This is a genomic window from Dyadobacter diqingensis (assembly GCF_024220585.1).
Classification (GTDB): Bacteria; Bacteroidota; Bacteroidia; order Cytophagales; family Spirosomataceae; genus Dyadobacter; species Dyadobacter diqingensis.
This window is the reverse complement of the sequence record NZ_JAMXKF010000012.1, coordinates 73,439-88,511: the sequence shown is the minus strand read 5'-3', so window position 1 is coordinate 88,511 and position 15,073 is coordinate 73,439. Positions and strand designations below refer to the sequence as shown.

The window sequence follows — 15,073 nt, the reverse complement described above, 5'->3', positions numbered from 1 at the left end:
GATTCATAAATTTGTTGTGCATGTTGTGTCACCCGTTCGGGGTTACGGGATGCTGGGTTATTGGTTTTTCTATAATACTATTATCCCTTCGGGATTGGCGAGATTTTCTATGGATCCGGTTTTATTCAAGCCTGAAAGGCTGACAGTATTATAGCAAAAGATGGGTTAAGCCCAGTTATTTAAGCCCTGAAAGGGCGGCGTATCTTGTAGCGATCGCTCGATTCATTAATTTGTTGTGCATGTTGTGTCACCCGTTCGGGGTTACGGGATGCTGGGTTATTGGTTTTTCTATAATACTATCATCCCTTCGGGATTGCAGCGATTTTCAAATGATCTCGAATTAATCAAGCCAGAAAGTCAGACAGAATTATAACAAAGGATAAGTTAAGCCAGTTATTTAAGCCCTGAAAGGGCGGCGTATCTTGTAGCGATCGCTCGATTCATTAATTTGTTGTGCATGTTGTGTCACCCGTTCGGGGTTACGGGATGCTGGGTTATTGGTTTTTCTATAATACTATCATCCCTTCGGGATTGCAGCGATTTTCAAAGGATCTCGATTTAATCAAGCCTGAAAGGCTGACAGTATTATAACAAAGGATGTGTTAAGCCAGTTATTTAAGCCCTGAAAGGGCGACGTATCTTGTAGGGATCGCTCGATTCATAAATTTGTTGTGCATGTTGTGTCACCCGTTCCGGGTTACGGGATGGTGGGTTATTGGTTTTTCTATAATACTATCATTCCTTCGGGATTGGCGAGATTTTCTATGGATCCGGTTTTATTCAAGCCTGAAAGGCTGATAGTATTATAGCAAAGGACGTGTTAAGGCAGTCATTGAAGCCCTGAAAGGGCGACGTATCTTGTAGCGATCGCTCGATTCATAAATTTGTTGGGCGCGTTGTGTCACCCGTTCCGGGTTACGGGATGCTGGGTTATTGGTTTTTCTATAATACTATCATCCCTTCGGGATTGCAGCGATTTCTAGAAATCCGGGTTCATCAAGCCTGAAAGGTTGCCAGGTATTATAGCAAACGGATAGATTCGATCAACTATAAACCTTACCCCAATTCTATTCGGATCGCCTCTTGCGCTTCTGCTAAAATTTCTTCTACTTTTCTTCCTGCGGGTTCGATTGGAGGCAATGCCGTCCACGACAATTTTGAGAAAGATTTTAACGGGAAAATTCCTTTGGGGTTAAAGGCTCCGGTTCCGTCTACGGCCACAGGCACGATCAGGGCATCGGGTGCTTTCTTTAACAAAGTAGCAACACCGCCGGGGATAAAAGGCTTCATAATTCCACTGGCTGTCCGCGTTCCTTCCGGGAAAATAATGGCAGCACCTGTCGTGTCATGGATCAGCTTGCCTAAACGTAAAATTTCACTGACAGCCTGTTTGCCATCTTTCCGGTTGATAAGTGCCGCCCCGCTTTTACGCAGGTTATATGAAATACTTGGAATGCCTTTGGCAAGTTCGATTTTGGAAACAAATAGTGGATGACGTTTTCTCAAAAACCAGATCAGCGCCGGTATGTCAAACGTACTTTGGTGGTTGGCCACAAAAATGATAGGGCGGTCATCGGGGATTATGGCGCGATTTTTGAGGGTTACACTTGAACCGGTGAGGTACAGGCCGTAGGTAAGAAAGAAATTGAGATAATCGACTACTTTTTCGTGTGCCTTTTTACCGAAAATGTTGAGTGCCACCACTTGCAGCGCATGGAAAACAAGTAAAGTCAGTCCGAAATGAATGAGGTAAACGATGCTTAGGAGGTAGTCTATAATTTTTTTCATTCCCTTTTTTACACAATAATAACCCAAATGTACACCGATTGTGAAAATTTGTAAAGCAGGAAATGAGATTTGTCATGTAGAACTTACATTAAATTCACGTACTTTGTGAAATAATAATGTGAGATTAAATTGAATTAACAATGGAAACCGCACTTTCAGCAGCACGGCTTGAAGTCATGCAACATGTAGGAAAGGACCTCGATGCCCTGATAGCAGAATACCTGAAACCGATTGACCAGAATTGGCAGCCAACAGATTTTTTACCGGATTCCAGTAAGGAGAACTTTTTCAGTGAAGTGAAATTATTGCAGGAAAGTTGCAGGGATTTACCGTACGATTATATAGCAGTATTGATTGGGGATACAATTACCGAGGAGGCACTTCCAACCTATGAGTCCTGGTTGATGGATGTAATTGGTGTGGATCAGGTTGATAATCCTTCTGGCTGGTCCCGTTGGGTAAGAGCCTGGACAGCGGAAGAAAACCGCCATGGTGACCTTTTAAACAAGTATTTATATCTTTCCGGTCGTGTGAACATGCGTGCGATGGAAGTTTCCACGCAGTATCTGATTGCGGATGGTTTTGATATCGGTACCGACCGTGATCCTTACCGCAACTTCATTTATACATCTTTTCAGGAATTGGCTACGAATGTTTCCCACCGTCGTACTGCCACGCTGGCGAAACAATTTGGAAACCCGCATTTGTCTAAAATCTGCGGTGTGATCGCTGCGGATGAGATGCGTCATGCCAAAGCTTATAAAGCTTTTGTAAGCCGTATTCTGGCTGTGGATCCATCCGAGCTTTTGCTTGCTTTGGAAGATATGATGAAGAAAAAAATTGTAATGCCTGCCCACTTCCTTCGTGAAACCGGAGTTAAAATGGGTGATACATTCTCTCACTTCTCAGATGCTGCCCAGCGTCTGGGGGTTTACACAACAATGGATTATATCGAAATCCTTGAATCTTTGCTTGCAGAGTGGGAAATCGGAGCCATAAGAGATATTAATTCAGGTGCGGAAAAAGCACGTGATTATTTGATGGCCTTGCCCGCGCGTTTGCGCCGTATCGCTGACCGTACCCGTATTCCAGAGCTGGAATATGAATTCAGCTGGATCAGCAGATAAAACAGGTTTCAATACATATGAAAAAACGATAGCCGGGAAATACCCGGCTATCGTTTTTTATGACCTCACAAATTTCAGTTTTTTGTGTACTTCTTTAATCCAGATCCGGGTTATTAGCTCGTGGCCAGCCGGCATCGGGTGGATGCCGTCCCAGATCCAGTAATCTGCCGGTGCTTTTTTTAATGCTTCATCAAAACCCTGCTGAAAATCGATGGCAATGGCGTTGAAATCTTTCGCAAGGCGCCGGACAATTTCCTGTCTTGGTTTTAATGCTTCCTGATAACTTTCCCACTTGTCTTTCACCCTGCCCACGGGTAGTAAAAAGGGAATACAAAGAACAAGCTGGATATCCGGAAGCGTTTGTCGGGTCTTTTCGAGAAGCGCACGGTAGTCGGTTTCAAATTGTTGCGGCGTAGCTTCTTTATTGCCTTTTACGGTAGCTTCCGTGTCGTTAACGCCAACGAGTATATTAAGAAGATCAGGTTTTAGATCCAGCGTATCGGCTTGCCAGCGCGCAGCCAGATCCGTAATTTTATTACCGCTGATTCCCCGGTTGAAAAAATGGAATTCTTTTTCGGGGAAATCAAACCATAACCGGCTCGCGATCAGGTAAGCAAAGCCATGGCCCATCACGTGGTTCCAGTCGGTGTTGCGCGTCCGGTTGCCGTCCGTAATGGAATCGCCCTGAAACAGGAAGGTGTATCCTTTCTTTTCGTTTTGGGAGGTAACAGGATCGGAGGAAGCTGCCGCGGATAAGATATCCGGTGTTAACAAACCCACCGCACCGCCCAGCGCTGCTTTTTTCAAAAAATCTCTTCTTAATGTCATGTTATGAAAAAATCCTTGTAATAATTGAGACCGTCTCAATCATCACAAGGATTTTAACTGCTTTTGCTACTTACTAAATAAGCGGGAATTGCATTAATTGATAACCGCCTTAATCACAACCGGCTGGTGATCCGATGGGTAACGCTGCTCTTTCGCATCCGTCAACACACCGTATTTTAGAACTTTGATTGGTTTGCTGACAAAAATGTAGTCAATACGTTTGTCCATTGCTGCGTCAAATTTGAAGCTGTTGAAAGTTCCTTCCGGGCCATAGGCAGGCTGTTCAGTTACCTCGTGCGAATCGTTTAACAAAGTCTGGATGGTTTTGATTTGCTCTGTTTCAGGTGTAGAGTTAAAATCGCCCGTTAAGATTGTTGGAGCGTTCCCAGCGATTTCCTTCATTTTCTTTACCATCAAATGTCCCGACTGGCGACGTGCTTCTACGCCCTGGTGATCAAAGTGTACGTTAAAGAAGTAAAATTCTTTTTTGGTGTTCAGGTCCTGAAATTTCGCCCAGGAGCAAATGCGGTTGCAGCAGGTTGCATCCCAGCCTAAGCCAGGTTTGTCAGGTGTTTCGCTCAACCAGAAATCACCGGATTTCAGTACTTTAAAACGGTCTTTTTTATAAAAAATAGCCGAGTGTTCCCCACCTTCTTTTCCGTCATCGCGACCTTTTCCCAGGAAAGCAAATTCGTTAAGTTCGGCTACATCACGCAGCTGTCCGATCAGCACTTCCTGTGTTCCGAAAATATCGAACTCATGGAAACGTATCAGTCCTTTTACATTTTCCTTACGGTTTGGCCAGGCATTAATTCCGTCGTTCGGAGTGTTGTAACGCAGGTTATAGGAAGCGATATTAATGGTGGAAGTTTTTTGTGCAAAACCAGCCGTGGCGATAAGCGCAACAGCGATCAGGGTTAGGAATGTGTTTTTCATTGATTAATATTTAGTATTGAAAACGGTACAAATTTAAACGGGTACTGAGTAAAGAGTAAAATTTTATTACTCTTTACTCAGTATTTTTTTGAGTTGGCTGTAAATGTCAAAATTGGAATTACCTAACACTTTTCAGCTCAGTCGCTTGGAAAATGCCAATTGACAGCTCAAAAATTACCAGCCTGGGTTTTGTCCCAATTTAGTATTGAACAAACGATCGGACTCGGGAATAGGATAGAGGTAATGTTTCTCTTCCCATTTGCGCGGTACAGTGTTCAGCCAGGTAATTTCGCCTGATGTGTCATTGGATAACCGCTGTGGATTGGCACCGGCACTGATCGTTTCGGCAACATTGATGTACGTTACGCCGGCAACCGGATTTGCGGGTGTACCTTTTACAAACGCAACGTCCATTTTACCGTCCTCATTAAGGTCCATCGGCTGATTTAACGCCGGAACATAAAATCCATTCCATTTCTGCTCCATCAACGGGCCGCGTTTCCAGCGCACGATATCGTAAAAACGGAAACCTTCCAGACACAATTCAGTCGCTCTCTCACGACGAACTTCCAAAATAGCGGCATCTGAAATGCCTGGGAAATAATTTGTTTGCAGATAAGGGTCTACGACGGTTGGAACCGCCGAGACACCACCGGTAATACCTGCTCTTTTGCGTAAGGCCCCCACGGTAGAAGCCCAGTCCTGATCCGTCAGTTTGTTTAATTCAGCCTTTGCTTCTGCATAGTTCAGCAGGATTTCGGCATAACGCATGATCGAAATCGAGTTGATATTTCTTGTTCCGCCGTCATAATAAGTATCGTCAAGGCACCATTTGATTGGCTGGTATCCTGTGTAGGTATAAGAGAAAACAGGCGGCGCGGCTTCTTCTTTTCCTCCATTAATCCTTTTGTAACTTCCCATACGGATCGTCTGCTGAAGGCGTTTATCGCGACCTTTTACCTCGTCGGCAAACGTGATCGTCTGATATCCTGCTTTGTTCGTGAAAGGTGTTCCGTCCGCATTCAGATACGTATTGACAAACGTACGGGTAAAGCTCAGACGCGCACCATAAGTAGCACTTGTCCACCACCAGTTGGCGTCATTGTAAACGCTCAGGGCAGGATCGCAGATAAAGGACAACATGACCTCGTTGGTCACAGGCGTATTGTTGGTGAAAATCTGGCGGTAAGATTTTTCATTTCCTCCTGTTTCATTTAAAGAAAAACCACCTTCCTTCATCACTTTTTCGGATGCAGAAATGGATTCATTCAGCCATTTGTCAGACGTTGATTGCAGATTGTACGTTGTCTGGTATTTTCTGAATGTACCTTCAAAAAGACAGATCCGTGATTTGTAACCATAGGCAACCGATTTTGTGATCAGACTTCTGGTTGCGTCCGAAGTAGTACGGATGTTCTCACAGGCATAGTTAAGGTCGGCAAGAACGGAATCCATCACCATCGTACGTGGATCACGGCCGTTGAAAAGAGAAGGATCGTCCACCGCAGCGGCTTTGTTAATCCAGGGCACATCACCGAAACGTTTTACTTTTTCAAAATAAAACAAGGCCCTGAAAAAACGTGCAAGCGCTGTGTAGTGTTTTCTTGCATCAGCAGGAACCGTTTGGCGGTTATTGTTTTCGATGAAATAGTTGATGTTACGTAAAGCAGTCCACGTCCACCCGGTACTTTGACGTGGGCCATATGCACCTTCACGAAGGAAATCAGGTACAGAAGAGCGCGCGCCAAAATCACTCATTTCGTCTGAACGAATAATGTCATTGCCAGTAGGCAGGATATCATAAAATGAATTGCTGTACAGATCCAAACCTTTTTCACTTCCGAAAACAGCATTGTTATCAGCAGTAGACTGGGGAACCTGGTCCAGTTCCTGACATCCGCCAGCCAGAAGGCCGATCGCGAATAACAGTCCTATAATTTTAAATTTCATTGTCATTTGTTTTTAATAGTATTCTTAAAGTCGGCTCCTGATCAGAATGTCACAGACAATCCCATCGTGAAACCTTTTAAAATCGGGTAGTTATTACCGTTACCACTGTTTCCTTTGTTCGGGTCAGAAGGATCGTCTGAGGGGTTCAGAACAGCGTCGGATCTGCCGATATTTTCTACGTCAATATCCTTCGTGATTTTGTAAAGCGGCGACCAGGTAAAGAGGTTATCTCCGGAAACATAAACGCGCGCACTGGACATTTTCAGTTTGCTGATCAAAGTCTGTGGCAGGTTATAGCCGATCTGGATATTCTTCATACGGATGTAAGCCACGTTCTGAAGGTATTTCGTCTGCGCCTGGGCAAGTTCTCCCGAACCATTCTGAGCCGTGTAACCACGGTAGCGAGGCAGATAAGCATTAGGATTTTCCTCGGACCAGATATTTCCAAGCTGCCAGGTAGGAATCTTGTTATAAGGACGGTTATACTGTCCCCAGAAATTACCCGCTTCCGAGCCAGGGAACCAGTCCTGCTTGCCAACACCCTGGAAAAATGCCGAGATGAAGAAGTTATTCCAGTCCGCAGCAAGCGTCACGCCATAAGTATAACGTGGCAGCGAGTTTCCGATCACTTTCCGGTCGCCCGGCTTGTCAACCGTGTTGTCACCATTGTCAATAACTCCATCGCCGTTTAGATCCTGGAATTTGATATCACCCGGAAGCAGCTTGCCGGTTGTGGAAGCCTTGTACAAAATCTGTTTAGGAGAGTTTGTGATGTCGTCTGCTGAGGTGAAATATCGGTCAGTAACAAAACCCCAGATTTCTCCTACTTTCTGACCTGCGTAGTAATTGGTAAGTTTTCTGTCGATGTTGTTAAACTTGTCAATTTTCGCCGTGTAATCGGCCACTGTCAAACGAACAGAGTAGTTCAATGGTTTGGCGCCTACTGTAAACTGGTCTTTCCAGGTAATAGCTGCTTCCCACCCTCGTGTTGTCAGGTCGGCATAATTTCCTTTTGGTACATCGGTACCGAAAACGGCCGGCAGCGTCATTCCCTGCGTAAACATGCCCGTTGTTTTTCTCTGGTAGGCATCTGCGTTCAAGGTCAAACGGTTGGAAAGCATCGATAAATCCAGACCGAAATCAGCCGTGCTGGAAGTTTCCCAGGTAAGCCCGTCTGGTAATACGTTTGGCTGCCCTGACTGCTGAGGGCGAACGCCGTTCAGAATTCTGCCCGATTGCGATATCCCGAATTTCTCCTGGAATGCGTACGAAGCAATATTCCCGTTTCCAAGCGAGCCGTAGGATCCGCGAAGTTTCAGTTCAGAAATCAACTTAGGAGAAGCTTTCCAGAACGATTCGTTGGAGATTCTCCAACCTGCCGAAACGGAAGGGAAAAATGCGTAACGCTGGCTGGACGGGAATTTTGAGGAACCGTCGTACCGGCCATTGAATTCTACCAGATATCTTTCTTTGTAAGAATAGTTCAAACGATAGAAACCACCGGCAATAGCCCATTTTTCGTAACCACCACCCGTTGTGATCGACTGGCCAAGTGCCAGGTTAATGTCGCTCGCATCTTCATAAATAAGTCCGTTACGAACAACCTGCAAACCGCGGTATTTCGACTGTTCCTGGTTAAAACCTGCCAGAACTTTGAAGTAATGATCCGCACCCACTTTTGGTTCAAACTCGGCGTAAATATTCGTTGCGGTGTATTGCGTATTGCGCAACAGGTTTTGAAGGTCATTATAGTTGGTTCCAACGTATTCGATTACGCCCGGTTTGCGGCTGTAAGGAACGGGAACACGACGGCGGTATTCGTTATTGTCCGTATTCTGATACGTGAAATTTCCTTTGATCCTCAATATATCATTGAAAAACTGGGAGGCAAAACTGGTCGTGTTTCTGAAAACACGCTTATCCATGTCAATTCCGTTTTTGCCATACCAGAAATCACCAACCGTGTAAGCTGCGGAATAGGTAAGGGTTCCGTCCGGGTTAAACATCGGCGCCATGGTATGGCCTTCGTCCGAAATGTTTCTCCAGATCGAGCCACCTTCACCAACGTTCAGCGGATTGTGATATTTCATCGAAGAAAAGTCGGCGTTGTTGGCCACGTTAAGCCATTTGTAAAGCTGAACCGAACCTTTCACACGTAAACTCATGATTTTGTAATCATCGGAGTTGTACTTGAAAAGCCCATCCTGACCGAAATAACGGCCTGTTACCAGAAAGTCAGCCTTATCAGTCCCACCGGATACCGATAAATTGTGTTCGGTCGCGCTGGTATTTTTCTTGTAAAGCTCGCTGTACCAGTCGGTATTTCCGTAATAAACATACTCGCCGGTTGCCGGGTCAATATCTGTTTTCGGCAGACTTGGATCTTTCGAACGTTTCTCAAACTCGGCCAGATAAGCCGGAGAGAACTTTACTGTTTTATTAACGTTCTGGGGAGTCTGCGAATAGTCATTCCAGGCACTCCAGCTCTCGTTGAACATTTTGGCAAATGTGTATCCGTCGGTCACGAAATCCGGTACGGTAATCGGACTTTTAACCGCGTGATTGAACGAGTAATTAACCGTTGTTCTATCCTTTTGCGGAGTTTTGGTCGTGATCAAAACCACACCAAACGCACCTCTTGCTCCATAAATCGCTGCCGAGGCCGCATCTTTAAGGACAGAAACGCTGGCCACGTCATTTGGGTTGATACGGCTTGGATCGCCTTCCACGCCATCAATCAGTACCAAAGCACTTCCGCCTTGTCCGATCGAAGTGGTACCGCGGATGTTAAATGCCGGAGATTGCGTCGGCTTTCCGTCACCCATGGTCAGGTTAAGGTTTGGAATAACCCCTTGCAAACCCTGTGAAAGGTTGGGCAATGCACGGTTTTCCAGCACTTTGCTCGTCACCTGATCAACAGCTCCTGTCAGGTTTGCTTTTTTCTGTGTGCCGTAGCCAACGACAACAATTTCATTAAGCGCTTTGGTATCCGGTTTTAAGGTAATGTCAACAGAAGAACGATTTCCGACCATTACTTCCTGCGGTTCATAGCCAACAAAACTAAATATCAGCAGAGATTCGGGAGACGGGACAGATATCTGGAAAACCCCCTCGCCGTCGGTTGTAGTACCTTGTGCAGTTCCTTTAACAACGACACTGACTCCCGGTAATGCGCCGCTGCCATCGGAGGCAACAACTTTACCCTGTATTCTTATTTCCTGTCCGCGGTCAACCGACTGTCGGATACTCTCTGATGAATTTTGCGTGAAATCCTTTTTGGTAGAAAAAGGCGAAGCGTTAGCGTAACCGGCCCCGGTTATAAGAGCCGTTGACAATAAATGCATCAAACCGATCCGGGTCATTTTATCCCACTGGATTGGCTTGTTACGTAATGATGTTAACATAGGTTGGTATTGATAAAATAAATTTTCATCAAAGGTATTTTGACCAACCCCGTCCCAACTGCTTATTCGTATTATGATTTTATTAAGAAACCTCCGAAATTTAACAGAAAGATAATTTTAATTAATAAATCGTTTTAGCTTTATGTATAGTCTATAAATAGTGAAATAATGTAAATATTTTGACGAGATTAAAACTGGTGATATTCCGTGGTAAACAAAAGAGGATGTCTCTCAGCGAAACATCCTCTTCTGTAATTTTGGAAATTTGGGCGGGTATTACTTTTTATTGTATTTATTAAAAATGGCAAGAATCTTGTTGAAAATTTCGGTGTTTTCGTAAACGCCCCGGAAATCCAATGCGTGTGGACCATAGGCGAAAACCGGCACCATCACAGCCGTGTGGTCGTTAGTGCTGAAATGTCCGTCCACATAACCTTTTTTCAAATCACCGTCCAGCAGGGTCAAACCGCCTGTTTCGTGGTCAGCCGTTACAATCACGAGTGTTTCCCCGTTGCTGTCTGCAAAGCGCAGTGCTTCCCCGATCAACTGATCAAAATCCAGCATTTCGGTCACCACATACGGTACCTTATTGACGTGTCCGCCGTAGTCGATCTGTGCGCCCTCCGCCATCATGAAAAATCCTTTTGGGTTTTTAGATAACGTTTGCTGGGTTTTGGTAAATGCCTCGGTCAGGAAATTACCCCGGCCTTTCAGCATCGACACGGTTTTGGCATCGTCGAGCAATACAAAGGGCGCTTTTAACGACGCCAGATCCTGCCAGTGGTTGGAAACCTGAAAACCTTTGGCACGAAGCGAGTCGGAAACCTTTTCCTTGTTGAACATATCAGCTCCTCCGCCGATCATGATTTCTACCGAAGATTTCAAATAATCATGAGCGATCAGACTGTCCAGACTTCTCTCCGGCTGATGCGCATAAAACGCCGCCGGTGTTGCATCGGTAATACTTCCGGCAGAGATCAATCCTGTTTTAATACCCAGCGGTCTGATGATGTCGGGCAGGTTTTTCAATGGAATATTGTTCGTATCGACGCCAATTGCCCGGTTTCTGGCTTTTTTACCGGTAGCCATCGCGGTGGCTCCGGCAGCAGAATCGGTAATATAACTGTCGGCGGCACTGGTTTTTGAAAATCCAATGTTGAGAAATTGTGAAAGATTAAGCTCGCCATGATTTGCAGTCAGCCCCGAATAAATCTGGGTTAGTCCCATGCCGTCGCCAATCAGCAAAATGATGTTTTTTACTTTGGAAAGTTTATCATTGTTGCGATAGGTAGGTTTATAAACGGGCTGGACTGTCGGCGAAATATATTCTGCGTCGGCACGGTTTCGCAGATAGGGGCCAAGCTCTTCCACTTTATCTGTGTTCAGATAGTCGATGCCCATGTTCATCAGCATTTTCCAGGCATTAATGTTGTCCGGCGTTCCCCAGAAACGGATTTTTTTACCCTGGTCATGTACCTGCCTGATGACAGCTTCCAGTGCTTCCTTTTCTTTTTTTACCAGTATTCCTTTGCCATTCCATTTGGTATAATTGGCAAAAGACTGGCTGATCAGGCCAACCCTTTCAAGCTGTGTTTTGGAATAATCGATTTCAGGCCTTCCGTCGAACGACAAATAATCAGGATACTGGCTGAATTCCTGCGGTGTGGGAACATCGCCGCTCAAAACAATTCTGACAGGACCCGTTGGTGCGAATACTTTCAAATAAGGTTGCAGCTCCCTGATCAAGACCGGAATGGTTTCTTTACCAGGCGTTTTTAGATCGATGAGCAATTGCAGATTCAGTTTTTTATCCGGATAAATTTGTCCGTTGTTCTTTTCAACCTGTGCGAGCAGTGGCTTTAAATAAAGGTTGCCAAGGGTATTTTTGAACGTGATATATTTTTGATCATGTGCGACGAAAATACTGTCGTTTCTCAAAAAAATATCGGCTTCAATCGAGCCGAATTGCTGGTAATAAGCACGTAAAAAAGGAATGTTCTGCTCGTAGTCATTGTGCGAATGCGCCTGTGCGGTGGTATAACGGACCGGACTCTGTGCAAAAACCGCGCTGGTGAAAAATAAGGCCAGAACAGATAAACGAATGGATTTCATAAATAAAAAGGCGTCAGGATTTGACGGTAAGAATAATTAAAATTCAGGTATTAAAACAACAGGAATTGTCAGCGGACAAAATTTTTTGCAAAAATCAATGTTATAATCTTCTCCCGGGTAAATTTTGTATTAACAAATCGGTTTGTTTTTATGTCATCGGATAACTTTCGGTTAATAAAGCTTAATTTTTTGGTTCAATTTCGTAAGTCTGGTATTTACTTTTTAATTTGCCCGGATAATGTGTCCGGATTTAAGTTTTGAATTATATGTATAGTTATCCTCTGTCGTCCAGAATCTTACTGGCGATTGACTGCATCATTTTCGGGTTTGATGGGAAAGATATAAAATTGCTCCTTATCAAAAGGAATTTTGAACCTGAATTGGGGAAATGGTCGTTGATGGGCGGTTTTTTGAAAGAAGAAGAAGATCTGGAAGCAGGTGCCTCCAGGATCCTGTATGACCTGACCGGCCTGAAAGACATTTATGTGGAGCAGCTGGAAGTTTTCGGGAAAGTGAACCGTGACCCGGCTGAGCGTACGGTTTCCGTTGTGTTTTTTGCTTTAATTCAGATTGAAGAGCACGATGCAGAAGCTGTCAGAAGTCACAATGCTTCCTGGATTAGTCTGGATAAACGGCCTCAGCTTATTTTTGACCACGAGCAAATGGTTATGCGGGCCATCGAGCACCTGCGTTATAAGGCCGCGTTGCACCCGATTGGTTTTGAGCTTTTGCCTGAATATTTTTCGATCCCTCAGTTACAGAAACTGTATGAAGCTATTTACAACACACCGCTCGACCGACGTAATTTTAGCCGTAAACTGCTTTCTACCGGTTTGCTGATTGATACAGGGCATAAAAACAGTAATTCGACCACTAAAAAAGCGACGTTGTACAAGCTTGATACGGTTCGTTACAAAGAGAAATTTCACGCTTTCTGGAATTTTATGCCGGATTCCATGAAACCGGCCCAATCCTGATTCTGCTGAAAACGCTATTTTTTAATAGTTTGAAAAACCGTTTTAGCTTTTTAGATAAAGAATAATTTTAATTGTGTCAATAATACACTATAAATAAAATATATTATATTTACGAACTGATTATTTATAAAAGCTTTTATGCTTTATAAAGTGCGCCGGTGTTTCGAATTTGGGGCTCTTGCCGGAAAGCACTCAGGAAGTTTTAACGTATCGTTTTTGTATAAACCTTATTTCGCGGTCAGTGGCTCGATATGAAAAATAAATATGTAATTGGAATTGATTACGGTACGGATTCCGTAAGAGCGTTGGTCGTCAATGCACAGACCGGTGAAACTGCCGGGACCGCAGTTTTTGAATACCCCCGCTGGAAAGCGGGCAAATACTGTGATCCTTCGATCTCGCTTTTCAGACAACATCCGCTTGACTATCTGGAAGGGCTGGAATCATCGGTGACGGAAGCACTGAAAAATGTAAGCGCCGAGGTTCGGGAAAATATAACCGGCATTTCCATTGATACCACGGGTTCAACGCCGGTGGCTGTGAATGAGCAGGGAACGCCTTTGGCCATGCTGCCGGAATTTTCGGAGAACCCCAACGGGATGTTTATCCTTTGGAAAGACCATACCGCGAACGCCGAGGCCGAAGAAATTAATGAGCTTGCACACAGCTGGGAAACCGATTATACCAAGTATGTCGGCGGAATATATTCTTCGGAATGGTTCTGGGCCAAGATATTGAAAACGCTTCGCGTGGACGAGGCGGTACGGGAAAGAGCGTTTTCCTGGGTTGAGCATTGTGACTGGATTTCGGCAGAGCTTACAGGGCAAACGGATCCTTTAACGATACGCAGGTCCCGATGCGCAGCCGGACATAAGGCACTATGGCACAATGATTTTGACGGACTTCCCGCTGAGGATTTCTTTGTCGCGCTAGATCCGCTTTTGGGCGGATTGCGCGGACGGTTATTCTCGCAAACCGAAACTTCCGATAAAGCAATGGGCACGATTTCGACTCAATGGGCTGAAAAGTTAGGAATTCCGGCTGATGTGGTTATCGGGGTGGGCGCTTTCGATTGTCATATGGGCGCAGTTGGTGCGTTGATTGAACCGTATTCGCTGTGTAAAGTAATCGGTACTTCGACCTGTGATATGCTGGTGGCGCCTAACGAAGAGATCGGCCACTTATTAATCCATGGTATCTGCGGACAGGTGGATGGTTCTATTGTTCCGGGTATGCTGGGGATGGAGGCAGGCCAATCAGCGTTCGGCGACATTTATGCCTGGTTTTCCAAACTGATCATTGCCCCGGTCGCTCAGCTTTTAGGCGATGAGGCTTCCAAAGAACTGTCCGGCAAACTGCTTCCGCACCTGGCAGAGCAGGCCGCACTTTTGCCGGTTACTGAAAATGATATCATCGCCATCGACTGGCTGAACGGCAGACGTACGCCTGATGCCAATCACACGCTGAAAGGAGCCATCCTTGGGTTGAATCTGGCGAGCGACAGCACACGTGTTTTCAAGGCGCTGGTGGAGGCAACAGCCTATGGCTCAAAAAATATTGTAGACCGTTTCCGTAGCGAAGGTGTGCCCATCCATGAAGTTATTGCCATTGGAGGCGTTGCCAAAAAATCTGCTTTTGTGATGCAGACCCTTTCCGATGTCCTGAATATGCCGATCAAGGTAGCATCCTCGGATCAGGCCTGTGCTTTGGGCGCGGCCATGTTTGCTGCCGTGGCATCCGGTGTTCATGCGACTTTGCCGGAAGCTCAGCAGGCTATGAGCTCAGGGTTTGATGCTGAATATCACCCACGACCAGCGGTTGCGGAAGTTTATCAGAAGTTGTATAAAAAATACCTTTTGGCTGGCGGATTCATTGAAAATGAAACCAAAACCCGAAAGGTACTCGATTTGAAAACAGCATAAATGGAGCTTTTCCATTCCAGATTATTAAA

9 protein-coding genes are annotated in these 15,073 nt (G+C 45.1%); 3 read left to right on the top strand and 6 right to left on the bottom strand.

Annotation, left to right across the window (positions count from 1 at the left end; all coding sequences use genetic code 11):
* Positions 1 to 1,056 precede the first annotated feature (1,056 nt).
* A complete protein-coding gene (locus M1L62_RS25870) occupies positions 1,057 to 1,788 on the bottom strand; it encodes a lysophospholipid acyltransferase family protein (RefSeq protein WP_254562552.1) in 732 nt (243 codons plus the stop codon).
* Positions 1,789 to 1,928: 140 nt separating this feature from the next.
* Here M1L62_RS25870 and M1L62_RS25865 point away from each other — a divergent pair, with 140 nt between their 5' ends.
* A complete protein-coding gene (locus tag M1L62_RS25865) occupies positions 1,929 to 2,915 on the top strand; it encodes an acyl-ACP desaturase (RefSeq protein ID WP_254562551.1) in 987 nt (328 codons plus the stop codon).
* A gap of 57 nt (positions 2,916 to 2,972) precedes the next feature.
* Here M1L62_RS25865 and M1L62_RS25860 read toward each other — a convergent pair whose 3' ends face one another.
* The 5 genes from M1L62_RS25860 to M1L62_RS25840 all read right to left on the bottom strand — a co-directional run bounded on the left by M1L62_RS25860 (position 2,973) and on the right by M1L62_RS25840 (position 12,145).
* Positions 2,973 to 3,743: an SGNH/GDSL hydrolase family protein gene (locus tag M1L62_RS25860; protein WP_254562550.1), complete on the bottom strand. Its 771-nt coding sequence runs from the start codon at positions 3,741 to 3,743 to the stop codon at positions 2,973 to 2,975.
* 93 nt (positions 3,744 to 3,836) lie between these two features.
* Positions 3,837 to 4,679 (bottom strand): endonuclease/exonuclease/phosphatase family protein, encoded by an 843-nt coding sequence (locus tag M1L62_RS25855; protein WP_254562549.1) that lies wholly within the window; start codon positions 4,677 to 4,679, stop codon positions 3,837 to 3,839.
* A 174-nt stretch (positions 4,680 to 4,853) separates the two neighbouring features.
* On the bottom strand, positions 4,854 to 6,635 hold the full coding sequence (locus M1L62_RS25850; RefSeq protein ID WP_374760324.1) for a RagB/SusD family nutrient uptake outer membrane protein: 1,782 nt from the start codon (positions 6,633 to 6,635) through the stop codon (positions 4,854 to 4,856).
* 35 nt (positions 6,636 to 6,670) lie between these two features.
* Positions 6,671 to 10,033 (bottom strand): SusC/RagA family TonB-linked outer membrane protein, encoded by a 3,363-nt coding sequence (locus M1L62_RS25845; protein ID WP_254562547.1) that lies wholly within the window; start codon positions 10,031 to 10,033, stop codon positions 6,671 to 6,673.
* A gap of 276 nt (positions 10,034 to 10,309) precedes the next feature.
* Positions 10,310 to 12,145: an alkaline phosphatase gene (locus M1L62_RS25840; protein ID WP_254562546.1), complete on the bottom strand. Its 1,836-nt coding sequence runs from the start codon at positions 12,143 to 12,145 to the stop codon at positions 10,310 to 10,312.
* 266 nt (positions 12,146 to 12,411) lie between these two features.
* Between M1L62_RS25840 and M1L62_RS25835 the strand changes: the two genes are divergently transcribed.
* The gene (locus M1L62_RS25835) at positions 12,412 to 13,122 is read left to right on the top strand and encodes an NUDIX hydrolase (protein ID WP_254562545.1); all 711 of its coding nucleotides are present in this window, start codon (positions 12,412 to 12,414) and stop codon (positions 13,120 to 13,122) included.
* A 251-nt stretch (positions 13,123 to 13,373) separates the two neighbouring features.
* Positions 13,374 to 15,044, top strand: a complete 1,671-nt coding sequence (locus M1L62_RS25830) for a ribulokinase (RefSeq protein ID WP_254562544.1) — start codon at positions 13,374 to 13,376, stop codon at positions 15,042 to 15,044.
* Positions 15,045 to 15,073: the final 29 nt, after the last annotated feature.

Coding starts and splice junctions, on each gene's coding strand:
- M1L62_RS25870 (WP_254562552.1), bottom strand. CDS start 1,788: ATGAAAAAAATTATAGACTACCTCCTAAGCATCGTTTACCTCATTCAT.
- M1L62_RS25865 (WP_254562551.1), top strand. CDS start 1,929: ATGGAAACCGCACTTTCAGCAGCACGGCTTGAAGTCATGCAACATGTA.
- M1L62_RS25860 (WP_254562550.1), bottom strand. CDS start 3,743: ATGACATTAAGAAGAGATTTTTTGAAAAAAGCAGCGCTGGGCGGTGCG.
- M1L62_RS25855 (WP_254562549.1), bottom strand. CDS start 4,679: ATGAAAAACACATTCCTAACCCTGATCGCTGTTGCGCTTATCGCCACG.
- M1L62_RS25850 (WP_374760324.1), bottom strand. CDS start 6,635: ATGACAATGAAATTTAAAATTATAGGACTGTTATTCGCGATCGGCCTT.
- M1L62_RS25845 (WP_254562547.1), bottom strand. CDS start 10,033: ATGTTAACATCATTACGTAACAAGCCAATCCAGTGGGATAAAATGACC.
- M1L62_RS25840 (WP_254562546.1), bottom strand. CDS start 12,145: ATGAAATCCATTCGTTTATCTGTTCTGGCCTTATTTTTCACCAGCGCG.
- M1L62_RS25835 (WP_254562545.1), top strand. CDS start 12,412: ATGTATAGTTATCCTCTGTCGTCCAGAATCTTACTGGCGATTGACTGC.
- M1L62_RS25830 (WP_254562544.1), top strand. CDS start 13,374: ATGAAAAATAAATATGTAATTGGAATTGATTACGGTACGGATTCCGTA.